We start from the raw sequence: 21,699 nt of genomic DNA on the forward strand, positions 1-21,699 counted from the left end.
CGCGGTTCACCGTCAACCTGGCTCGCCGCGCGCGTCTGAACCGCACGCGGCAGCGTCACGCCGCCTCGAATTCGCCGCCCCTGATCATGCTCGCCCCTGCAACCGAAGCACAATCCGCCGCTTTGCGCACCTTGTTGCGCAGTTTCGGCCAGATCGTGCTGCAGCCGAACGCGTTCACCGGCGCGTGCCTGCTGGCTGCATGGCTGCTATGCGATCCGCGCCTCGCCTGCGCGGCGTTGATGGGCGCAGTCGCGGCCAACGTCAGTGCGGTGTTGGCCGGCTCTCGGGAAGACGACACGCAGGCCGGCCTGCACGGCTTTAATGGCGCGCTAGCCGGTCTCGCCGCATTCAGCTTCATCGCCGACAACGCGACCGCCGCCGCTGTGGCGATTCTGGCCGCGACGGGGGCTGCGTGGCTGCTGGAACCGTGGTCGCGCTGGCTGCGTGCACGTGGGCTCGGCTATTTCTCAAGTCCCTGTCTGATCGTCACGTGGCTCTGGTTGCCGCTGGCGACACGCGTCACGCAGCAAACACCCTCCCTTACAGAGCACGCACCTCGGGCTGCGCAATTGAGCAGCGGCGTACTCGCCGGATTCGCCCAAACCGGTTTTGCGTCTGGCGCGCTGCCGGGCTTGCTTGTGTTGATCGGAATTGCGGCTGCTTCAAGACGGCATGCGTTGTGGGCGCTGGCCGGCGCGGCCCTCGCAAGCGCCGCGCATCTGTTGCTCGGCGCGAGCCCGGGCTCGTTCGACGCGGGCCTGTTAGGATTCAATGGCGTGCTAACGGCGATCGCACTGGCCGATTCCGGCATCGCGGTGACGCTCGGGGGCGTGATGCTTTCCGTGGCGCTGCAAATGGCCGCCACCTACTATGCGTTGCCGGCCATGACTGCACCGTTCGTACTCGCGACGTGGAGCATGCAGTGGCTCGCTGGCCGATTCGCGCGTGCCGCGGCAGTGCCCGAACCGGCCGCGCATGGCGGAACCGGACGGCGTGTCACGTTGCCGGCTTCGGCCGGGACGTCGTCTGCATCGGTCAGACGCGCGGGTTAGGCGCAACCACAGCCCCAACCCACCAGGCAATCTCAGGAGACACACATGTCGTTCACCCACACGCCCACCGGCCGTGTCACCGAGGCAGGGCCGAGGTCCGAAGCCGAACAGCAGACCCGCGTCGACCTGGCCGCCGCGTATCGCCTCGCGGCGCTCAACGGCTGGGACGATCTCGTCTATACGCATATCTCGGCCAGCGTTCCCGGCGAACCCGGCCACTTCCTGATCAATCCGTTCGGTCTTGCGTTCGACGAAGTGTGCGCGTCAAACCTGGTGAAGATCGATATTGAAGGCAACGTCGTGGGCGCGAGCGAACATCCGGTCAACGCCACCGGTTTTGCGCTGCACGCCGCCGTGCATGCGGCCCGCGCCGACGCGTTCTGCGTGATGCACTTGCACAACACCGCAGGCGTGGCAGTCTCCGCTCAACCGGCCGGATTGCTGCCGGCGTCGCAGCACGCACTGCGCTTTTACGGCCACCTCGCGTATCACGATTATGAAGGCCTCGCCTTTACGCCGACCGAGGGCGAACGACTCGTCGCGCATCTCGCCGGCAAACCGGCCATGCTGTTGCGCAATCACGGCACGCTCACCACCGGCCGCACGATTGCCGAAGCTTATGTGTTGATGGCGACGCTGATCAAGGCTTGCGAAATCCAGTTGCAGGCACAGGCGTGCGGCAGCGAACTCGTCGTGCCGAGCGATGCCGTAGCCGCTCGCACAGCCGAGCAACTGTTTGACGGCGGCGCAATCGAAGGCGCGCTGGAATGGCCCGCCTTGCTACGCAAGCTCGACCGGCTCGATCGTACGTACCGGGATTAAATTCATTTTTCAACGCTACTCACCACGGAGTCACGCAATGCCCACGTTTCATATCGAACTCTTCGAAGGCCGCTCGCTGGAACAGAAACGTCAGTTTGTCGAAGCCATTACCAGGGCAACCTGCGAATCGCTCGGCGTCGAGCCGAACTCAGTGGACATCATTCTGACCGACGTCAAGCGCGAGAACTGGGCAACAGGTGGGCGTTTGTGGTCCGACGCGGACGCATGAGATAAACACCAATGCTGCGCGCATTGCACGCGCAGCAGGTCATTCCGGCGACGCGTATTCGACACGCGTCGCTGTGGCGGCGTCAGCAGACGCCGCCACGCCACCAGACCAATCAGAAACGGTGGATGATGCCCACACCTGCCGCAAACTGGCTGCGCGACGAGGACGGTGCGCCGTTCTGACCGTCGCCGATGTCGGCCGTTGCGTTGATGATGCTCGTGGACGTACCCGCCTTGTTCGGAGCCAAAGTCTGGCCGCCCGCACGTTGGTAAGCTTCCAGCGCGTACAGGCCGGTCCGCTTGGACAGGCTGTAGTACTGCGAGAGATTGAACTGCTGATAGCTCGCCGCGCTCGTAATGCCATTCGACTGCGTTGCGCGCGTGTAGCTATAGCCGGCAGCCAGGTCCAGCGCCGTCAGCGGCTTGTAGTGCAGCACGGCGCCAGCCGTATTGAAGATCGCCTCGTTGTGGAACGCCGAGTTCACACCCGGGATGTATTGCACGTTCGAGTACGAGAACGAGATGTCCCATTGCGAGCTGAACGCATAGCCGCCCGTCACCGCCACGCGCTGCTGCGCCTGTGCCGTCTGGTAGCCGTTGTTGATACCCGACACAGCCGTCTGCGCGCCGGCATTCGAGGTCGTGGAATCAGCACCCCATGCCCCGCCGCCCGGCGTCGAGTTGTTGATGCGCTGATAGCCTGCCGCGATCCCGAACGGACCGTTCAGGTACTGAACCGCCGCGCTAATCGTCGAGCCGGCATTCGTGCTGCCTGCCACACCGCCCAGCGAATACGAACCGCTCACCGTCAGGCCATGCATGTTCGGCGAGGTGTACACCAGCGAGTTATTCGCGCGGTACAGCGTATCCAGCGAATCGATATCGCCCGGGTGTGCACCGTAAGCGCCCGTCAGCCACGTGGTCGGGCTATAGGGCGACAGCAGCGTGTAGTACGAGGTGTACTGGCGGCCTGCCGTCAGCGTACCGTAGCTGGCATTGGCCACACCGACATACGCTTGCCGATTGAACGCCAGGCCGGAAACGGACTGCGCGCCGGTTGCACTGTTAAAGCCTTCTTCCAACTGGAAGATTGCCTTCGTGCCACCGCCCAGATCTTCGCTGCCCTTCAGGCCGAAGCGGCTGCCCGCCCAGATGCCGTTCACCATCTTGACCGCCGAGCGGCCACCCGTCGTCGAACCAAGCGACGTCTGGCTGCTCTGATAGCCGATCCCCGTATCGACGATACCGTACAACGTCACGCTGCTCTGAGCGTGCGCGCCAAGGGCGACCAACCCAAGGGCCGAGGTTGCTATTGCCTTTTTCATTTCTGCTCCTCTGTAAAAAAACTTATTCTTTGTGTCTGGCAGTCCTTTACCGGCGCCGACTCTTGATCAAGCGTTAAAACACCGGGTGGCCATTGATCAGGCTAGGCAACCACGTCGAAAACATCGGTACGTACGTCACAATGTTGATCGCGCTGAAGATCGCCAGGTAGTAAGGCCACGCCACCTTGGTCGTTTCACCGATCGACACATTGCCGATCGCGCAACCGATGAACTGCACCGAGCCAATCGGCGGATGCACGAGACCCAACGCACAGTTCAGCAGGATCATGATCCCGAACTGCACCGGGCCCACGCCGGCGTGCATCGCCATCGGCAGGAACAACGGTGTCGTGATCAGGATGTGCGCCGCCATGTCGACGAAGGTGCCGAGGAAGATCTGGATGATGTTGATGTAAAGCAGCATCAGCCAGGCGTGACTCGTTGCACCGTCGAGCATGTGTTCGATTGCGTCGGGAATCTCCAGATAGGCCATCTGGTAGCGCAGCATGTTCGACACGCCGATCAGCAGCAGCACCACGCCGGTTGTTTTAGCCGCCTTGGACAGCGCATGAAAGAGCTTCTGCCTCGTCATCGTGCGATACACGACGATGGTCAACACCAGTGAATAAGCCACGGCAATGGCTGCCGCTTCCGTCGCGGTGGCAATCCCCCTCGCCACGCAGAACAGAATGATCGCGATCACCATCAAGCCCGGCAACGCACCGAAGAACGTGCGGACCACCGCGAACCAGCCGGGAAAACGCTGCAATTCGGTCGAGCCGTCAGGACGGCGCGGATAGCCGAACTTGACCGCCTGCCAGTACGCGGCGATGAGCACGAAACCCATCACCCACAGCACCGGCAACAGACCGGAGAACAGCAGGTCGCCGATCGACACGCCGCTCATCTGCTGACCGTTCAACGTGCCGGTAATGCCCTGGGCCGCGAACGCATAGATGATCATGTTCGTCGAGGTGGGCATCAACGCGCCTGCGAGCGACGAATGGGTCGTCACGTTGACCGCATAGGCCGCGCTGTAGCCTTCACGCTTCATCAGCGGAATGACCACGCCGCCCATCGCGGACGTGTCTGCCGTCGGCGAACCGGACACGCCACCGAACAACGTGCACGCAACCACGTTAGCCATGCCCAGTCCGCCGCGGAAATGGCCCACGGTGGCCTGCGCGAAACGCAGGATGCGGTCGGCGATACCGCCGTGCAACATCAACTCGCCGGAGAAAATGAAGAATGGGACTGCGAGAAACGAAAACGCATTCATTCCCGAAATCATCGACTGCATGGCGGTGGCCGCCGGCAAGCCTTCATACAGATAAGTCAGGACGCACGAAAGTCCCAGCGCAAACGAAACAGGAACCCCGAATACGAGGAAAACGAGGAAACTAACTGAGAGGATGGCAAGTTCCATGATTCTTCTATTTGTGTTTCTGTGCGAAAAGCCCCAGCAGGTTCTCAAGCGAGAACAGAGCGATGCAGGCGCTGGCGATAACCGGGATCACATAACGAAGCGCTTCCGGAAGACCGAGAATTGGAATCTTGTCGTCCATCGTCGTCTCCGCCATCTGCAGGCAGCCGAAGAAAATCGCCACGGCCAGCACGATCAGACAAAGATGCTGGAACGCATGGGCGACCACCTGGCCTTTCGGCGGCAATTTCTTGACTAGCGAGTCAAGCCCGATATGGCCGCCTTCGCGAACCTTGAGCGCGGCGCCGAACATGGCGATCACGATCACCAGCAGGAGCGCAATGGGTTCGACGAAATCCGGTGCATCGCTGAAAACATAGCGCATCACAACGCTATAGATCACCAGCAGGCACAGCGTGGCGAGACTCGCCGACGCCACGACAACCAGCACGCGAAAGAGAACATCATTTGGGCGCTTCATGAAACTCATTGACCCCATCCTTGCCTACATCGGACCTAGTTTTAATCTTCAGGAATCCTGCCAACTGTCACGAGACAGATCGGGAAACCGCACGGCACGAAAGACCCGCAGCACGTGCTGCCAGGTCTTTCGCCACCGCGTTACTTCCGAACTTATTTGATCGCCTGGATTTCGTCGACGAGCTGCTTCATTTGCGGGGTCTTTTCATACTTCGCCCAGACCGGCTGCATCGCCTTCACGAAAGCCGGACGGTCGATCTGCGACGCGGGGATGATCGTCGCGCCGCCCTTGGTGACCGTCTTGGCCGCGTCAGCTTCGCGCGCGGTCCACAGCTTCTGGTAGTACGGCACCGAGTCGGCCGCAGCCTTCTTGATGATGGTCTGCTCCTGCGGCGTCAGCGTGTCCCACACCTTCTTGGAGAACACCAGAACTTCCGGTGTCATCGAATGCTGGGTTTCGGAATAGACCTGCGCGACCTCGAAGTGCTTGGTCTCTTCGTACGACGGCAGGTTGTTCTCCGCGCCATCCACCAGGCCCGTCTTCAGGCCGGTATAGACTTCGGCGAACGGCATCGGCGTCGGCGTGCCGCCCATCGCCTTGATTTCGTCGACCATCAGGTCCGAAGGCTGCACGCGCACCTTGAGGCCCTTCATGTCGGCAGGCGAATGGATCGCCTTCTTCGCGTACATCGAACGCGCGCCGCTCTCATAGAACGTCAGCGCGATCATGCCCTTCGCCGAAAAAGCGTCGAGAATCTTCTGGCCTTCCGGGCCGTACATCACTTTGCGGAAATGGTCGATGTCGCGAAACAGGAATGGCAGCGACGGGATCATCGATTCAGGTACGATCTCGTTGAACGCGGCGCCGTTGGCGCGTGCCATATCCAGTGCGCCAATACGCACCTGATCGATCGTGTCGTTTTCGGAGCCCAGCGCGCTGTTACCGAAGACCTTCACGGAATCCTTGCCACCGGTTGCCTTGCTGATTTCTTCGCCCATGTACTTCACGGCCATATTGGTCGGATAGGTGTCGCCATGCACGTCCGACACGCGGAACACGCGAGCGTGTGCCGACACGGTGCTGAACGCCAGCACGGAGGCCGCGACAATCATCGAGACACGGGAAGAGGCAAACTTCTTGTTCATCGTGACATTCCTTGAAAAATAGATCATCCAATCGATTGCGGCGGGCCGCGTGCGGATGTTGCGACATGGTTTTAATGCGTCTCCCGGCTTCAAAAAATGCCGCGCTTTTTCTCTGCCGTACGATCACCCCACTTTCGGGGAGAGAGTGATAACGTGTGGATCTGCGCGTTTTTCCCCGGCACAGATACTCAGCACTCCTCTCTGACAATCAGACTTCCTTGCTTCAACTGCATCGGCGTGAACCTCGCGCGCGTCGATCGCGCGCGGGGAGAACGCCGCTCTCCTTGTGCAGCGGCCAAACGTGTCTCGAAATGAATTTGTTTGGCCTCACATGTTGTACGACGACATATGAAGTCTATAAAACGTAAACTAAGTTGTACAGCCGGTATTTACCCGCACGAAGGCGACTTGAACGTAAGAGTTTCCGAATTTAAATTCGTCGCAAAGCCAATACAGAAAGGGATTCGAGTCGATCCCATATCTTGTGGGTTTATATTTTTCGTAGAGGGGAAGATGACTCGAAAGTGGCATTTATGCCACTATGTTGTACGACAAGCGATGAATAAATAATGACTACTGTTGGGCACCGACGTGCTAATACCCCGGCGCCCAGTCACATGGACGTCATTCCTTCACAGTTCGCCTGCGTACTCAGGCTCGGGCAACCCCGCCACACCAGGGCGGACGGCGAACAGATGGCCGTCGTGTTCGCTCGCGCCGGTCGCGGGACGAATCGACGTCACGAACAGCGTATCGAGGTTGTTGCCGCCGAATGCGCACATCGACGGCTTGATGGCCGGCACGGCAATCTGCCGATCGAGCTTGCCTTGCGGGGTAAAGCGAAGCAGCAGGCCCGCGTCGTTCGCGCAGATCCAGTAGCAGCCATCCGCGTCCACCGCCGCGCCGTCGGGACGCCCGGCGTAATCGTGCAGGTCGGCGAATACGCGCCGGTTGCGCGGCTCGCCCGTCTCGATGTCGTAGTCGAATGCCCAGATCTGCCGGCGCAGGGGATGCGAGTCCGACAGATACATCGTGGTCCCATCGGGCGACCACGCCAGACCGTTTTGCGTGATCAAGGCGTCGACAACAGGCCCCGACAATACGCCGCGCTCATCGAAGCGATAAAGCGCACCGGCGGGATTTGCCGCTGCCATGTCCTGCACCATCGTGCCGGACCAGAAGCGCCCTTGCCGATCACACCGGCCGTCGTTGAAACGCATATCGGCAAACGGGAAGACCGGTGCGGCAAGCCTCCTTGGCGTCACGGCCAGCGGTTCGGTACCGGACGCACCCTTGGTTAGCGTGACCGCGAAAAGCCCCGTCTCGCAGCCCGCCAGCACCGTACCGTGCCGATCGAACGCCAGACAGGCTACTTTCTCCGGCAATTGCCACTCGGTGCGCTCCGCCGAATCGGGCCGCAGCCGCACAATCTTTTGCGCCGGAATATCCACCCAGTAGAGCGCCTGCTCCGCCGCGCGCCACACCGGGCTCTCGCCGACCGACGCGGGCGCCTGGTTTGCCGCTTCGACACGCTCCACGCGCGGGTTTGCCACGCCGCTCATCGCTTAGGCTCCATCGGGCCCGCCAGCACAAACGGGCCGCCCTGGAAACGCTGGGTCGGATCGTCGAGCTCGGCAGTGGGCGCCGCGACCGGGAAGAGATGCTCGAATTCGATCGAACTGTCCTGCGGGCGAAAACCAAGAAACGCCGCCTTGGTGTTGTCGACCCACTTGGTCCGGTTGTCGGAAACGCCATAAACGATTGCGTGCCCGACCCGGTTGGTGAACAGTGAGCAGCGCACCAGTTCGATAAGGTCACGAAAGCTCAGATAGGTGACGAGCATGCGCGGATTTTTCGGCTGCTCGAACGACGAGCCGATCCGCAAGCACACCGTCTCGAGACCGAAGCGGTCGAAGTAATAGCGCGACAACGATTCGCCGAAGCACTTCGTCACGCCATACAGGCTGTCGGGACGCAGCGGCGCATCGATATCCAGTACCGACGTGGTGGGATGAAAACCCACGGCATGATTCGAGCTCGCATACACGATGCGCTTCACGCCCTGCTTCTGCGCGGCCGAATAGAGGTTGTACAGGCCGCGAATATTCGCTTCGAGCAGATCTTCGAACGGCGCCTCGACGGAAATGCCGCCAAGATGAACGACCGCGTCCACACCTTCGAGCAGCGCGTGAACCGCGGCTTCATCGGCGAGGTCGACAATCGAGGCCTCTTCATGCGCCGCCACGTCTCCCAGCGGCGCGATATCGGTAACGCGCACGATATCGGCCCACGCGGCGAGCGCGCCGCGCACTTGCTGGCCGAGATTACCGGCAGCGCCGGTGAGCAGAAGACGGCGGAAAGGCTTTTGCGCCGCCGTGCGGTCAGGGTTCGAGTCAGTCATATCTCAGTCTTTGTCGTGATTGCCAGCAGTACGATGAGGTCTGGCGGATCTATCAGGTCACCGGCGCCGGATTGAACAGCGTCAACGCATTGTGGAGCTTGAGCTTCTCCGCGCAAGTCTCTTTACGTCCGCTTGCGACGTCGAGCATCAGGCGGAACAACTCCCAACCCACGTCCTCAATTGTCGCTGCGCCGGTTGCAATAGTACCGGCGTTGATATCCATCAGATCGTGCCAGCGGCGCGCGAGATCGGAGCGCGTCGCGACCTTGATGACGGGCACTTCCGCGAGGCTGTACGGCGTGCCGCGGCCAGTCGTGAACACATGCAGGTTGATGCCCGCGGCAACCTGCAGCGTGCCGCAGATGAAATCGCTGGCCGGCGTGGCGGCGTAAATCAGGCCTTTCTGCCGGACCTTTTCACCGGGCGACAACACGCCGGAGATGGCCGAGTTGCCCGACTTGATGATCGAGCCCATCGCCTTTTCAACGATGTTCGACAAGCCGCCCTTCTTGTTGCCCGGCGTGGTGTTGGCGCTGCGGTCCGCGCCGCCGCGCTTCAGATAATCGTCGTACCACTGCATCTCGCGGATGATCGCGGCAGCCACGTCCGGGTTGGCCGCGCGCGCGGTCAGTTGATCGACCCCGTCGCGCACTTCGGTCACTTCGGAGAACATCACCGTCGCGCCCGCGCGCACCAGCAGATCGGTGGCGAAACCCACAGCGGGATTCGCGGTCAGCCCGGAAAATGCGTCACTGCCGCCACATTGCACGCCAACCACCAGATCGGCAGCCGGGCAGGTTTCGCGGCGGCGATTGTTGAGCCGCTTCAGATGGCCATCGGCCATTCTCATGATCGACTCGATCATCGACTGGAAGCCGACGTGCGCGTCGTCCTGAAGCACTACCACGCCGCCGTTCAGGTCGGCTTCGACGTCGCCGATGTCGGCCACTTCGGCGACATTCGCCGCCGCGGCAATCGGAATCGTACCCGGCGGCATCAGGCGTTCGGGCTGCAGCTTCTCGCAACCGAGGCTGACCATCATCACCTCGCCGCCGAAGTTCGGATTCAGGCTGATGTTGCGTACGGTACGGATCGGCACCATCGCGTCCGGCGCGTCGATCGCGACGCCGCAGCCATAGGTGTGCCCGAGGCTCACGACATCGTCGACATTCGGATAGAGCGGCAGCAGTTCAGCCTTGATACGCGTGACCGCATGCTGAACCACGTCGGCCACGCATTGCACCGTGGTCGTGATCGCCAGAATGTTGCGCGACCCGACCGAGCCGTCGGCATTGCGATAACCCTCGAAGGTGAAGCCTTCCAGCGGCGGCATGTCCGGCGCCTTGATGGTGGCGATCGGCAGATCTTCGAGCCCGGGCGGACTCGGCATGCGGATCACGTGCTCGTTGATCCAGCTGCCCTTCGGCAGCGCCTTGAGCGCATAACCGATCACCACGTTATAGCGGATGACCTCGTCGCCTTCCGCGAAATCGGCCAGCGCGACTTTGTGCCCTTGCGGAACACGCTCGCGCAGTGCAAGGCCATCGGGAAACACGGCGCCCTCTCCCAGACCGCCGTCGTTGACGACGATCGCGACATTGTCATTGGGGTGAACGCGAATGTAGAGCGGGGTTTGTTCCATTACATCGATCCTTGTGGCGATTTCACGCCTGCTACGGCAATCATTCATACGTCATCCTACAACACGAAAGATTGCCCAGAGTTCCGTATTTACCCTATGACGAGCATTATGCCGTGAAAACCCCGTTGAGTTAGTCGATTCGTTGTTGTACGATGACGTATAAGAAATCTCAATTTCCAAGTACAACCTCTTACGGCCCCCTCTTACGGCCCCTATTCGACGCCCTGGATATTCATCATGACGACACCGCAGGAACTGAAGCAGATCGTTTCCGAAGGCCTTCTGTCCTTCCCCGTTACCGACTTCGACGAACAAGGCGATTTTCGCGCCGATACCTATGCCGAGCGCCTCGAATGGCTCGCGCCGTACGGCGCTTCGGCACTGTTCGTTGCCGGCGGCACGGGTGAATTCTTCTCGCTCACGCATAACGACTACTCGAATGTCGTGCGCACTGCCACTGAAGTCTGCAAGGGCAAGGTGCCGATTCTCGCCGGCGCCGGCGGCCCGACCCGTGTGGCGATCGCCTACGCCCAGGAAGCGGAACGCCACGGTGCAAACGGCATTCTGCTGATGCCGCACTACCTGACCGAAGCTTGTCAGGAAGGCATCGCGGCGCACGCGGAAGAAGTCTGCAAGTCGGTGCCGAACATGGGCGTGATCATCTACAACCGCGCCAACTCCAAGCTTAACGCCGACATGCTCGAAGGGTTGGCCGAGCGCTGCCCCAATCTGATCGGCTTCAAGGACGGCGTGGGCGAGATCGAGAACATGGTGTCGATCCGCCGGCGTCTCGGCGACCGTTTCTCGTACCTCGGCGGCCTGCCGACCGCTGAAGTCTATGCCGCGGCCTACAAGGCGCTGGGCGTGCCGGTGTACTCGTCGGCCGTGTTCAACTTCATCCCGAAGACCGCGATGGACTTCTACCGCGCGATCGCCGCGGACGACCACGCGAGCGTCGGCAAGCTGATCGACGAATTCTTCCTGCCGTATCTGAAGATCCGCAACCGCCGCCAGGGCTACGCGGTCAGCATCGTAAAGGCCGGCGCGAAACTCGTCGGTCACAGCGCGGGTCCGGTGCGTGCGCCGCTGACCGATCTGACCGAAGAAGAAATGGCGCAACTCGACGTGCTGATCAAGAAGCTCGGCGCGCAATAACGTATGTAGCCGCGCATCGCGTTGCACATGCAGTAACGCATGCAGCAGCGCACTGCAATGACGCAGTAAGGCGCCAGGCCGTGTGAAGCCGGATCGCGCACAAGGCACCGCAAAGAGCGCCCGGGACGGCAACGTCGCCGGGCGCTTTTTCACTGATAAAAATTCTGGAGATGGCGATGGAAATAAGCCGCACCGCGAGCGCTGCGCATGTCGCAAAGCGCACCAAAGTCCGCTACGCGATTCTGCTGCTGATCTTTCTGATCACGACATTCAATTACGCGGACCGCGCCACGCTCTCGGTCACCGGGTCCGCGATGCGCGCCGAGTTCGGGCTCGATGCGATCCGGATGGGCTACATCTTCTCCGCATTCAGTTGGGCCTACGTGCTGTCGCAACTGCCCGCAGGCTGGCTGCTCGACCGCTTCGGCGCACGGCGCGTCTACGCGGCGAGCATTTTCCTGTGGTCGTTGTTTACGCTGCTGCAAGGCTCGATCGGTTTGCTGGGCAGCGCGGCGGCCGCCGTCATCGCGCTGTTCGTGCTGCGCTTCGCAATGGGCGCGGCCGAATCGCCGGCCTTCCCGGCCAATGCGAAGGTCGTGGCCAGCTGGTTCCCGACCAACGAACGCGGCACCGCCTCAGCCATTTTCAATTCGGCGCAATACTTCGCGGCGGTTATTTTCACGCCGCTGATGGCATGGCTGACCCACGCGTTCGGCTGGCATACGGTCTATCTCGTGATGGGCGCGGCCGGCCTGTTGCTCGCCCTCACCTGGCTGAAGGTGATGAAGAACCCCGCCGACCACCCACGCGTCTCGCGCGCCGAACTCGACTACATCGAACAGGGCGGCGGCGTGGTGAACGGGCACAGGAAAGCAGTCCAGACCGAGGACATCGCCGGCGCCGGCGGCTGGTCGCTGGTGCGTCAACTGCTAGGCAACCGCATGCTGCTCGGGGTCTATCTCGCGCAGTACTGCATCAATGTGCTGACCTACTTCTTCCTGACGTGGTTTCCGATCTACCTCGTCCAGGCGCGCGGTATGACGATTCTGCAAGCGGGTCTCGTCGCGTCGCTGCCTGCGATCTGCGGATTCTCTGGCGGCGTGCTCGGCGGCATTCTGTCCGACGGGCTGATCCGGCGCGGGCATTCGCTCACCATTGCACGCAAGGTGCCGATTGTCGGCGGCATGCTGCTGTCGGTGTGCATTATCGGCTGCAACTACGTGTCGACCGACTGGATCGTCGTCGCGCTCATGTCGCTGGCGTTTTTCGGCAAGGGCATCGGCGCGCTCGGCTGGGCCGTCGTGGCGGATACTTCGCCGAAGGAAGCGCTCGGTCTGTCGGGCGCCATCTTCAATATGTTCGGCAACGTCGCCGGCATCGTGACGCCCATCGTGATCGGCTACCTCGTCGCGAAGACCGGCTCGTTCAACGGCGCGCTGGTTTTCGTCGGCCTGAATGCGTTGCTGACGGTGTTCAGCTACCTCGTGATCGTGAAAGACATCAAACGGGTCGAACTGCGCCTGAGCTAGCGCTCAGGCTGTTATCGTACTTCCCGGTGCAGTGCAGACAAAGCGGCCTGGCCGCCCGGCGTCTGAAACCGGGCATCGGCAACGCGTCTGACGCCGATGCCGAAAATGATCCGGCATTTATATAATCAGTCGTCAGACGACGGTATAATGAATCGCAGGAAGTATCTGCAACTATCTGATTCGAGGGGCGTTTTCGATGGCTACACCACTGGCATCCGCGGCACCGCCACGACGCGCGCGCAATCTTGCCGAGTTTGTCGTCAGCTACGTCACCGAGCAAATCGCGTCCAACGCCTTGAAGCCCGGCGACAAGCTGCCGACCGAGTCGCAACTGATGGTCACGCTGAGCGTGAGCCGCACCGTCATCCGCGAGGCAATTTCACGCTTGCAGGCGGGCAAGATCATTGAGACGCGTCACGGCATCGGCAGTTTCGTGCTGGAGCCGCAGCGCGAAAAGCTGGGCATCGACATGGTGCCCGCCACCACCTTGCGCGACGTGCTGTCGATCCTGGAACTGCGCATCAGCCTCGAAACGGAATGCGCCGGCCTTGCCGCTCAACGGGCCAAGCCGGACGACCTCGCGCGCATGCGCACCGCGCTCGACGCGATCGAAGCCACCCGCCACAACGGGCTGGATAGCGTCGACGCCGACCTGCAATTCCATATCTCCGTGGCGCGCGCAACCGGCAACCGGTATTTCGTCGACATCCTCACGCAAATGGGCAGCGCGCTGATCCCGCGCAACCGGCTCGATTCGGCGGGAATCGCGCGGGCCGAACCCGATGCGTATCTGTCGCTCGTCAATCTGGAACACGAGAGCATTCTCGAAGCGATCACGCGCCACGACGCCGAAGGCGCGCGTGCCGCGATGCGCATGCATCTGTCCAATAGCCGCGAGCGGCTGCGGCGCGCCAATGAAAACGCGGAAGCAAATAGCTGAAACGTTGCGCTGCACGTAAAAGAAAATGGACGGGATATCCCGTCCATTTTTTTATCTTGCGCGCCGGCGCCCACTCCTCAGGCGCCGCTCACACATCACTTAGCTATGCCACTTAACTACAGCACTTAACTGCGCCACTTAACTGCGCGTAATCTCGCCATCGCGACGACGCCACAAATCCAGCGGATTGCTGTCGGCCAGCGCCACCGGCAGCAGATCGGCCGGGAAATCCTGATAGCACACCGGCCGCAGGAAGCGCTCGATCGAGGTCGTCCCCACTGACGTCGCACGGCTATCGGAGGTGGCCGGGAACGGCCCGCCGTGCACCATCGCGTGCGAAACCTCGACGCCGGTCGGGAAACCATTGACCAGAATCCGGCCCGCCTTGCGCTCGAGAATCGGCACCAGCTTCTTCGCCGCCGGCAGATCCGCGCTATCCATTTGCACCGTGGCGGTCAACTGACCAGCAAAGTGCTCGGCCACCGCGAGCAATTCCTGCTCGTCCTTGCAACGCACGATGGTCGACGCCGGTCCGAAAACCTCGTCCTCCAGCGCCGGTGTAGAGAGGAACGTCAGCGCATCGGTCACGAACAACGCCGCGCGCGCCTGCGTGGGACCCGTTGCATCAACGCCTTGCGCAAGCGTTTCGACACCGCGGGTTGCCGCCAGTTTGCCCTCGCCCTCCTCATAAGCGGCGTGAATGCCGGCCGTGAGCATGGTCTGCGCCGGCTTGCCGCTCAGTGCTTCGGATGCCGTGGCAATGAAGCCTTTGAGCGCGTCGCTATCCACGGCGATCGCGAGCCCCGGGTTGGTACAGAACTGCCCTGCGCCCAACACCAGCGAATCGACAAAGCCACGCGCGATGGCATCGCCGCGTTTCGACAGTGCATTCGACAGAAGAAACACCGGGTTGATGCTGCTCATTTCCGCGTAAACCGGAATCGGCTCGGCCCGGGCAGCCGCGACGCGCATCAGCGACGTACCGCCCGCGCGCGAACCCGTGAAGCCCACCGCCTTGATGGCCGGATGCGCGACCAGCGCTTCACCGACGGAATTGCCCGCGCCGACGATCAGCGAGAACACGCCTTCCGGCAAGTCCATATCCTTTGCGACCTGTTGAATCACACGGCCGACCATCTCCGAGGTACCGAGGTGTGCGCGATGTGCCTTCACCACCACCGGACAACCCGCCGCGAGCGCCGCTGCGGTATCGCCGCCCGCCACCGAAAACGCGAGCGGGAAGTTGCTTGCGCCGAACACCGCGACCGGGCCCAGCGGGATTTTTTGCATCCGCAGATCGGAGCGCGGCAAAGGCTTGCGCTCGGGCAACGGCGAATCGAGCGTGGCGGCAAGCCATTGGCCGGCGCGTACGACTTGTGCGAACAGTTTGAGCTGGCCCGTCGTGCGGCCACGCTCGCCTTCGAGACGCGCTTTCGGCAGGCCCGATTCTTCGTGCGCGCGCTGGATCAGCGTGTCGCCGAGCGCCGTGATGCCATCCGCGATACGCTCGAGAAACTCGGCACGCACCGTGAGCGGCAGATGCCGGTAGGGGTCGAACGCTTGCTGCGCGAGTTCGCAGGCGCGTTCGACATTCGCGACCGAGCCGCTGCCGAACACCGGCTCGGCGATCTCGGCGCCCGTGGCGGGATTGAACGCGCGCAAGGGTTTTTCCTCGCCGCGCACTGCTTTGCGGCCAATCAGCATTTCGCCGGTAATAGACATTTTGCTTTCCTTGGATGGACGTCTCAGATATAGGTCATCCTACAACATTGAGTACCCCTCGCGCAACCAGAAACCCTTGTCAGATGAGGAATTCGGGTTTACGTGGCAGTTACAAGCGAACGGGCCGATGCTAATCTTTGCCAAGACGTACGACAACTTATAACATTCGCTTCAGCAACTGTCGGTGCTTGCCCCTCTTAATCGCAGTTCAAGGAGACATCATCCCCATGACAGCCGCCACCCCTTATCAGCCCCTACCCAATAGCTTTCGCCACGCCGTGTGCGGCGGCGAAACCCTGATCGGCTGCTGGGCCTCGCTTGCCAGCCCGATTGTCACGGAACTGCTCGGCGTCATCGGCTTCGACTGGATGCTGCTCGATGCGGAACACGCGCCGAACGACGTTCTCACTTTGATCCCCCAGTTGATGGCGCTCAAGGACAGCCCGAGCGCGCCGGTGGTACGGCCGCCTGCCAACGACAGCGTATTCATCAAGCGGCTGCTGGATAGCGGCTTTTCGAATTTTCTGGTGCCATTCGTCGATAGCGCCGAAGACGCGCAGCGCGCCGTCGCCGCGACGCGTTACCCGCCGCAAGGTATCCGCGGCGTCTCGGTGAGTCACCGGGGCAACCGCTATGGAACGGTCGCCAACTACTTCGACGTCGCCAACGACAACGTCTGCGTGATCGTTCAGATCGAAAGCCGCAAGGCCATCGACAACATTGACGAGATTCTCGCCGTGGACGGCGTCGATGCCGTTTTCGTCGGACCGTCCGATCTCGCGGTCGCCTACGGCCATATCGGCAACCCGAACCACCCCGACGTGCAGCAAGCAATCGCGCACGTCTTCGAACGCGCTCAGGCGGCCGGCAAGCCGAGCGGCATCCTCGCCCCCGTGCAGGCCGACGCGGAGCGCTATCTCTCGATGGGTTGCCGCGTCGTCGCGGTCTGTGCGGATATGGGGCTGCTAAAAACCGCCGCACAGACGGTTCAACAACACTTCATGCAGAAACAGGCGGACCGCAAGTAAAGACGGCCGCCATGACATCCACGGAGCATTCCATGCAAAAAGCAGGCTTTATCGGACTCGGCATCATGGGCAAGCCCATGGCCGCCAACCTTCTCAAGAACGGCGTCGCCCTTGCCGCGTTCACGCGCAGCGGCGTGCCCGATGAACTCACCCAAGCCGGCGCGATCGCATGCGACAGCCCGGCCGCCGTGGCCGCGCATGCCGACGTGATCTTCGTCATGGTGCCGGACACGCCGGACGTCGAACGCGTGCTGTTTGGCGAACAGGGACTCGCGGATGCGTTGCGCCCCGGACAGATCGTGGTCGACATGAGCTCGATTTCGCCGATGGCCACGCGCGACTTCGCGGCCCGCGTGCGTGAGCACGGCGCGGACTATCTCGACGCACCGGTTTCCGGTGGCGAGGTCGGCGCCAAGGCCGGCTCGCTGACCATCATGGTAGGCGGCGAAACAGCCACCTTCGAGAGCGTCAAGCCGCTCTTCGACATGATGGGCAAGAACGTCACGCTGATCGGCGGCGTCGGCGCGGGCCAGGTGTGCAAGGTGGCCAATCAGGTGATCGTCGCCGCGACGATTGAAGCTGTCGGCGAAGCGCTGTTGCTCGCTTCCAAGGCCGGCGTCGATCCGGCACGCGTGCGCGAAGCGTTGATGGGCGGCTTTGCGTCCTCGCGCATTCTCGAAGTACACGGCGAACGGATGACGAAGCGCACCTTCGACCCGGGTTTTCGCATCGAGCTTCACCAGAAGGACCTGAATCTCGCGCTCTCGACTGCTCAGGCACTTGGCGTCTCCTTGCCGAATACGGCCACCTGCCAGGCGCTCTTCAACGCCTGCGTGGCGCATGGCGGTAAAGCATGGGATCACTCGGCCATGGTTCGTGCGCTCGAAATACTCGCCAATCACGAAATCGGCCAGCAAACCGCCTAACCCAACCGACCCGGCTCCCAGCGCCGCCCCACTCTCTATGCAAATAGAAAAGTGGGAGCGGCGCTTCCCCACGTTCACGGCCTGAGCCAACGAGTCTTATCAGCAACAGCTTCACTGTCGGTGCAGTTTTATTACAAATATTAAGGATGACTGACAGATAGAAAGATCGTTCCTAAGTTCATCGCTGATTCAGGCGACGGATGGAAGAACCGCGTTCCACCGCGCCCCGAAGAGTTCTGACGATCATTCACAACTCCCGCCAAGGGAAAGGAGACATCCGTGGCAACCCACGATAAAAACAACGGCAGGCAGGCAGTATCGAGAACCGCCGGCCGAAGCGAACCGAATTCACCTAAACGCAGAGCGTTTATCCTGCTCGCAGGAACCTCCGCGGGCGCCACCCTGCTAGGCACCTTGCCCGGGTGCGGCGGCGGCAGCGGCTCCGTGAACGCCACGCCGCCGGCGTCGACGCCACCCACCGCGGCGGCGGACCCGATCTGGGGCCCTACCGGCCAGGCAACGGCCATCATCAACAGGCTTGCCGCCATCACCCCGTCGACGTTCCCGGCTACTGATTTTCAGGTGACGAGCTACGGCGCGCGCACGCTGCCGGCGTCTGCGTTGATCCAGGCGAGCGCGTGGCCCGGCGGCACGATCTCATGGGTAACCGGCTCGCAAGCCGCGACGTCGCCGCAAAGCCCCGGCTCGAACGTGATGGTGCCGTGGGATATGACGGACACGGTGTACGATTCCTGCTCGCCATTCAATGCCGCGATTCAGGCCGCGCACGCGGCGGGTGGCGGCCGGGTGGTGGTGCCGGCCGGCAACTGGTATTGCGGCGGCCCGATCGTACTCCTGAGCAATGTGAATTTTCATCTGAGTTCCGGTTGCACGATCTATTTCAGCCCGAACCCGGCCGACTACGCGAAGAACGGCCCGTATGCGACGGCGAACGGGAATCTGTACTGGACGCGCTGGCAGGCGAACGACTGCCTGAACTTCGGCTCGCCGATCTATGCGTACCAGCAGAACAACATCGCGCTGACCGCCGACGACAACACCTGCGTCCTGAACGGCCAGGCGATGACACCGATGCAGTTGAGCACCAGGGCGCCGACCTCGTGCTGGTGGACATGGAAAGGCTCGAGCAACGAGTACGGTTACGTGAAACCGGCTTCCGGAGGCGCGCCGGTTTCGCAGGCCGACGCGAACACAGGCACCTCCGCCTATCCGGCCAACTCCGCCACCTACCCGGCCAGCGTTGCCTTGACGAGTCTGCCCGCGGCCCAGGTCACGAATCCGCAGGCTAATGTGTCGTTCACGAATCAGGACGGTACGACGACAACGCTGATGAATCTGCTCACGGTTTCGGGCTGGAATCAGGATCAGAACTACCTGCCCGCCCTGTCTGAACTCGGCGTGCCCGTTATGAATCGCGTCTTCGGCCTCGGTCACTTTCTGCGTCCGTGCATGGTCGAATTCATCGGCTGCACCAACGTGCTGCTGCAGAACTACCACACACAGAACACACCGTTCTGGCAGCATCACCCGACCGATTGCACGAACGTGGTGATCGACGGCGTGTTCGCGGACAGCATCGGCCCGAACAACGACGGCTTCGATCCGGATGCATGTAACTACGTGCTGGTGCAGAACGTCCAGTTCAATACCGGCGACGACTGCATCGCGATCAAGTCCGGCAAATGCCTCGACACGGAATATGGCCCCATGCAGAACATCGTGGTCCAGAACTGCACGATGCAAAGCGGTCATGGCGGGCTCACGATCGGTAGCGAAATGAGCGCGGGCGTGGAAAACGTCTACGCCCGCAATCTGACGATGCAAAACGAGAACTGGGCGAGCAATCCGCTGAACATCGCGTTGCGCTTCAAGACCAACATGAATCGTGGCGGCTTCATCAATAACGTGTGGATCAACGGTGTGACGCTGCCCAACGGCGTGAACCTGGCGGGCAAATACGGCGGCGGCGCGCTGGGCGCGAGCGTTCCGGGCTCGGTTCCCGGCACCGGCACGGTCGGCCTCACGGCCAACCCGTCCACCGGCCAGGGCGGCCTGATCACGTTCGACTGCGACTACAGCCCCTCGGGCGATGCGGTCCGCTGGAACCCGGCAACGATCAACAACGTGAACATTTCGAATGTGAACGCGACCAACACCTCGGGTTCGGTGAGCTACGCGATGCCCGCAGGCTTCTCCGCGACGTCGGCTTCATGCTTCCAGGCGATCGTCGCGCAGGGTCCCGTGGCAGCGGACTACAACGGCCCGCTGCCGGTACCGGCGATACAGCCGATTACCGGCGTGACGATCTCGAACTGCAACCTGGGGACGCCGATCTGCACGGGACCGGCAACCACAAACACGCCGGGACCGGTCTTCGTGAACAACGTAAAAGCCATCACGCTCAGCAACGTGGTGATTGGCGGCGTCACGTATAACAGCTCGCTGATTGGCTGACGGATAGGCGGGAGGTAAAACAAATGGCGGCGCCCTCGGGCGCCGCCATTTTTCATTAACCGGCGTGCTTCGCGAGCCGACTTTAAACGTTATTCACTTTGCTACTCACTTGGCCACCGCACTCACTGCCGTCCAGCGCGGCTCGGGTGTCTTGTCGCTGCTTCGGGCCAACAGACACACCACACCCGCCGCGATGATGTCGAACACCGCCAGCACCACAAACAACGGGCTGTAGCCGATCTGCGTGACCAGCACGCCAAACAGCGCTGTGAATGCCGCCGCGCCCAGATAACCCGCCATGCCGCCCATGCCGGTGGCGGTAGCGACTTCGTTCTTGCCGAACATGTCGGAGGTGATCGCGTACAGCGCACCCGACAGGGTCTGGTGGGCAAAGCCGCCGACACACAGCAACGCAACGGCAGCATAAGGACTCGCCACCAGCCCGACGCAGGCCGGGCCGATCATGCAGAGCGCGCCAACCACGAAAACCAGCTTGCGCGACGTGAACAGCGAGACCTTCACATACTTATGAAACAGCGGGCTCAGGTAGCCGCCGAGTACGCAGCCGATATCCGCCGCCAGAAACGGCATCCACGCGTACAGCGCGACTTCCTTCAGGTTCATGTGCCGCTCGGTCATCATGTAGAGCGGAATCCACGCGTTGAAGGTTTGCCACGCCGGCTCGGAGAGAATCCGCGGAATACCGATTGCCCAGAAATCGCGGCTGCCGAGCATGGCAGTCCAACTGCGTTTGACCGCGCCGAATTCACTGTGCTTCGCCTCCTGCCCGCTGAGGATGTATTCGCGCTCGGCGTCGCTCAACAGCTTCTGTTTCTGCGGGTGCTTGTACAGCAGCATCCATAGCACGCTCCAGACAATCCCCGCCACGCCGACGATCAGAAACGCCCATTGCCATTGGCCGTGCAGCAACGCCCAGACAACCAGCGGCGGCGCCAGCAGCGCCCCCACGGACGAGCCGATATTGAACCAGCCAATCGCAACTGAGCGCTCCTTCGCCGGGAACCACTCGCTCGTCGCCTTGACGCCGGCCGGGATGCCGGCCGCTTCGGCAATGCCAAGCACGCCGCGAAACAACGCCAGGCTGCGCCAGCCCGTCGACCAGGCCGCCGCCGCGCAGGCGAGCGACCAGGCCAGCGCAAACGCCGCAAAGCCGAGCTTGGTGCCGACCGTGTCGAGCACATAGCCCGCGACCGGCTGCATGAACGCGTAGCAAAGCTGCCACGCCACCACCACGTGCGAATACTGCGCGGTCGTGATGTTGAGGTCCTTCATCAACGTCGGCGCGGCCACCGACAACGTATTGCGCGCAAGGTAATTGATGATCAGGCCGGCCGCGACCAGGCTGACCATCCACCAGCGGATGCCTTTGATTTTCATGACTGCG

The 21,699-nt window shown here is 62.0% G+C and carries 18 protein-coding genes; 9 read left to right on the plus strand and 9 right to left on the minus strand.

Features of this window, described 5'->3' with window-relative positions:
* Positions 1-86: 86 nt before the first annotated feature.
* From GH665_RS31235 to GH665_RS31245, 3 genes are read left to right on the plus strand one after another with little or no spacing between them, the layout of a single operon-like run.
* Positions 87-1,052, plus strand: a complete 966-nt coding sequence (locus tag GH665_RS31235) for an urea transporter (protein WP_153141016.1) — start codon at positions 87-89, stop codon at positions 1,050-1,052.
* 45 nt (positions 1,053-1,097) lie between these two features.
* On the plus strand, positions 1,098-1,874 hold the full coding sequence (locus GH665_RS31240; RefSeq protein ID WP_153141017.1) for a class II aldolase/adducin family protein: 777 nt from the start codon (positions 1,098-1,100) through the stop codon (positions 1,872-1,874).
* Between the two features lie 4 nt (positions 1,875-1,878).
* On the plus strand, positions 1,879-2,103 hold the full coding sequence (locus GH665_RS31245) for a 4-oxalocrotonate tautomerase (RefSeq protein ID WP_281357412.1): 225 nt from the start codon (positions 1,879-1,881) through the stop codon (positions 2,101-2,103).
* Between the two features lie 112 nt (positions 2,104-2,215).
* Here the strand turns inward: GH665_RS31245 and GH665_RS31250 are convergent, their stop codons facing one another.
* From GH665_RS31250 to garD, 7 genes are all read right to left on the minus strand, one after another.
* Positions 2,216-3,427, minus strand: a complete 1,212-nt coding sequence (locus tag GH665_RS31250; protein WP_153141019.1) for a porin — start codon at positions 3,425-3,427, stop codon at positions 2,216-2,218.
* A 73-nt stretch (positions 3,428-3,500) separates the two neighbouring features.
* Positions 3,501-4,853, minus strand: a complete 1,353-nt coding sequence (locus GH665_RS31255) for a TRAP transporter large permease (protein WP_153141020.1) — start codon at positions 4,851-4,853, stop codon at positions 3,501-3,503.
* Between the two features lie 7 nt (positions 4,854-4,860).
* Positions 4,861-5,340, minus strand: a complete 480-nt coding sequence (locus GH665_RS31260; RefSeq protein ID WP_030100837.1) for a TRAP transporter small permease — start codon at positions 5,338-5,340, stop codon at positions 4,861-4,863.
* 143 nt (positions 5,341-5,483) lie between these two features.
* Entirely contained in the window at positions 5,484-6,476 is a 993-nt protein-coding gene (locus tag GH665_RS31265; protein WP_153141021.1) for a TRAP transporter substrate-binding protein, read from the minus strand.
* Positions 6,477-7,108: 632 nt separating this feature from the next.
* Complete coding sequence (locus GH665_RS31270; RefSeq protein ID WP_153141022.1) at positions 7,109-8,038, minus strand: SMP-30/gluconolactonase/LRE family protein; 930 nt, start codon at positions 8,036-8,038, stop codon at positions 7,109-7,111.
* On the minus strand, positions 8,035-8,877 hold the full coding sequence (locus GH665_RS31275) for an NAD-dependent epimerase/dehydratase family protein (RefSeq protein WP_028197349.1): 843 nt from the start codon (positions 8,875-8,877) through the stop codon (positions 8,035-8,037). The genes GH665_RS31270 and GH665_RS31275 overlap by 4 nt, the downstream gene beginning before the upstream one ends.
* Before the next feature lie 52 nt (positions 8,878-8,929).
* The gene (gene garD / locus GH665_RS31280; RefSeq protein WP_153141023.1) at positions 8,930-10,519 is read right to left on the minus strand and encodes a galactarate dehydratase; all 1,590 of its coding nucleotides are present in this window, start codon (positions 10,517-10,519) and stop codon (positions 8,930-8,932) included.
* A gap of 237 nt (positions 10,520-10,756) precedes the next feature.
* On the opposite strand from garD, the gene kdgD reads away from it, so the two are divergent.
* The 3 genes from kdgD to GH665_RS31295 all read left to right on the plus strand — a co-directional run bounded on the left by kdgD (position 10,757) and on the right by GH665_RS31295 (position 14,143).
* Positions 10,757-11,674: a 5-dehydro-4-deoxyglucarate dehydratase gene (gene kdgD / locus GH665_RS31285; protein WP_153141024.1), complete on the plus strand. Its 918-nt coding sequence runs from the start codon at positions 10,757-10,759 to the stop codon at positions 11,672-11,674.
* Between the two features lie 176 nt (positions 11,675-11,850).
* A complete protein-coding gene (locus tag GH665_RS31290; protein ID WP_153141025.1) occupies positions 11,851-13,203 on the plus strand; it encodes an MFS transporter in 1,353 nt (450 codons plus the stop codon).
* 196 nt (positions 13,204-13,399) lie between these two features.
* Positions 13,400-14,143: a FadR/GntR family transcriptional regulator gene (locus tag GH665_RS31295; RefSeq protein ID WP_028197353.1), complete on the plus strand. Its 744-nt coding sequence runs from the start codon at positions 13,400-13,402 to the stop codon at positions 14,141-14,143.
* A gap of 138 nt (positions 14,144-14,281) precedes the next feature.
* On the opposite strand, the gene GH665_RS31300 is transcribed toward GH665_RS31295, so the two are convergent.
* Positions 14,282-15,865 carry an aldehyde dehydrogenase (NADP(+)) gene (locus tag GH665_RS31300; RefSeq protein WP_153141026.1) on the minus strand — a complete coding sequence of 528 codons (1,584 nt, stop codon included), beginning with the start codon at positions 15,863-15,865 and terminating at the stop codon, positions 14,282-14,284.
* A gap of 227 nt (positions 15,866-16,092) precedes the next feature.
* Here GH665_RS31300 and garL point away from each other — a divergent pair, with 227 nt between their 5' ends.
* The 3 genes from garL to GH665_RS31315 all read left to right on the plus strand — a co-directional run bounded on the left by garL (position 16,093) and on the right by GH665_RS31315 (position 20,294).
* Complete coding sequence (garL, locus tag GH665_RS31305) at positions 16,093-16,893, plus strand: 2-dehydro-3-deoxyglucarate aldolase (protein WP_144193710.1); 801 nt, start codon at positions 16,093-16,095, stop codon at positions 16,891-16,893.
* An 11-nt stretch (positions 16,894-16,904) separates the two neighbouring features.
* Entirely contained in the window at positions 16,905-17,819 is a 915-nt protein-coding gene (locus tag GH665_RS31310; protein WP_153141027.1) for a 2-hydroxy-3-oxopropionate reductase, read from the plus strand.
* A gap of 279 nt (positions 17,820-18,098) precedes the next feature.
* Entirely contained in the window at positions 18,099-20,294 is a 2,196-nt protein-coding gene (locus tag GH665_RS31315) for a glycoside hydrolase family 28 protein (RefSeq protein WP_153141028.1), read from the plus strand.
* Positions 20,295-20,399: 105 nt separating this feature from the next.
* Here the strand turns inward: GH665_RS31315 and GH665_RS31320 are convergent, their stop codons facing one another.
* Positions 20,400-21,692, minus strand: a complete 1,293-nt coding sequence (locus tag GH665_RS31320; protein WP_153141029.1) for an MFS transporter — start codon at positions 21,690-21,692, stop codon at positions 20,400-20,402.
* Between the last annotated feature and the right edge of the window lie 7 nt (positions 21,693-21,699).

The sequence above is a fragment of the Paraburkholderia agricolaris genome (assembly GCF_009455635.1).
Taxonomy (GTDB): Bacteria; Pseudomonadota; Gammaproteobacteria; order Burkholderiales; family Burkholderiaceae; genus Paraburkholderia; species Paraburkholderia agricolaris.

Bases quoted from the DNA above. Each gene is read 5' to 3' on its own strand.
- GH665_RS31235 (WP_153141016.1), top strand. From the start codon at position 87: ATGCTCGCCCCTGCAACCGAAGCACAATCCGCCGCTTTGCGCACCTTG.
- GH665_RS31240 (WP_153141017.1), top strand. From the start codon at position 1,098: ATGTCGTTCACCCACACGCCCACCGGCCGTGTCACCGAGGCAGGGCCG.
- GH665_RS31250 (WP_153141019.1), bottom strand. From the start codon at position 3,427: ATGAAAAAGGCAATAGCAACCTCGGCCCTTGGGTTGGTCGCCCTTGGC.
- GH665_RS31255 (WP_153141020.1), bottom strand. From the start codon at position 4,853: ATGGAACTTGCCATCCTCTCAGTTAGTTTCCTCGTTTTCCTCGTATTC.
- GH665_RS31260 (WP_030100837.1), bottom strand. From the start codon at position 5,340: ATGAGTTTCATGAAGCGCCCAAATGATGTTCTCTTTCGCGTGCTGGTT.
- GH665_RS31265 (WP_153141021.1), bottom strand. From the start codon at position 6,476: ATGAACAAGAAGTTTGCCTCTTCCCGTGTCTCGATGATTGTCGCGGCC.
- GH665_RS31270 (WP_153141022.1), bottom strand. From the start codon at position 8,038: ATGAGCGGCGTGGCAAACCCGCGCGTGGAGCGTGTCGAAGCGGCAAAC.
- GH665_RS31275 (WP_028197349.1), bottom strand. From the start codon at position 8,877: ATGACTGACTCGAACCCTGACCGCACGGCGGCGCAAAAGCCTTTCCGC.
- garD (WP_153141023.1), bottom strand. From the start codon at position 10,519: ATGGAACAAACCCCGCTCTACATTCGCGTTCACCCCAATGACAATGTC.
- kdgD (WP_153141024.1), top strand. From the start codon at position 10,757: ATGACGACACCGCAGGAACTGAAGCAGATCGTTTCCGAAGGCCTTCTG.
- GH665_RS31290 (WP_153141025.1), top strand. From the start codon at position 11,851: ATGGAAATAAGCCGCACCGCGAGCGCTGCGCATGTCGCAAAGCGCACC.
- GH665_RS31295 (WP_028197353.1), top strand. From the start codon at position 13,400: ATGGCTACACCACTGGCATCCGCGGCACCGCCACGACGCGCGCGCAAT.
- GH665_RS31300 (WP_153141026.1), bottom strand. From the start codon at position 15,865: ATGTCTATTACCGGCGAAATGCTGATTGGCCGCAAAGCAGTGCGCGGC.
- garL (WP_144193710.1), top strand. From the start codon at position 16,093: ATGACAGCCGCCACCCCTTATCAGCCCCTACCCAATAGCTTTCGCCAC.
- GH665_RS31310 (WP_153141027.1), top strand. From the start codon at position 16,905: ATGACATCCACGGAGCATTCCATGCAAAAAGCAGGCTTTATCGGACTC.
- GH665_RS31320 (WP_153141029.1), bottom strand. From the start codon at position 21,692: ATGAAAATCAAAGGCATCCGCTGGTGGATGGTCAGCCTGGTCGCGGCC.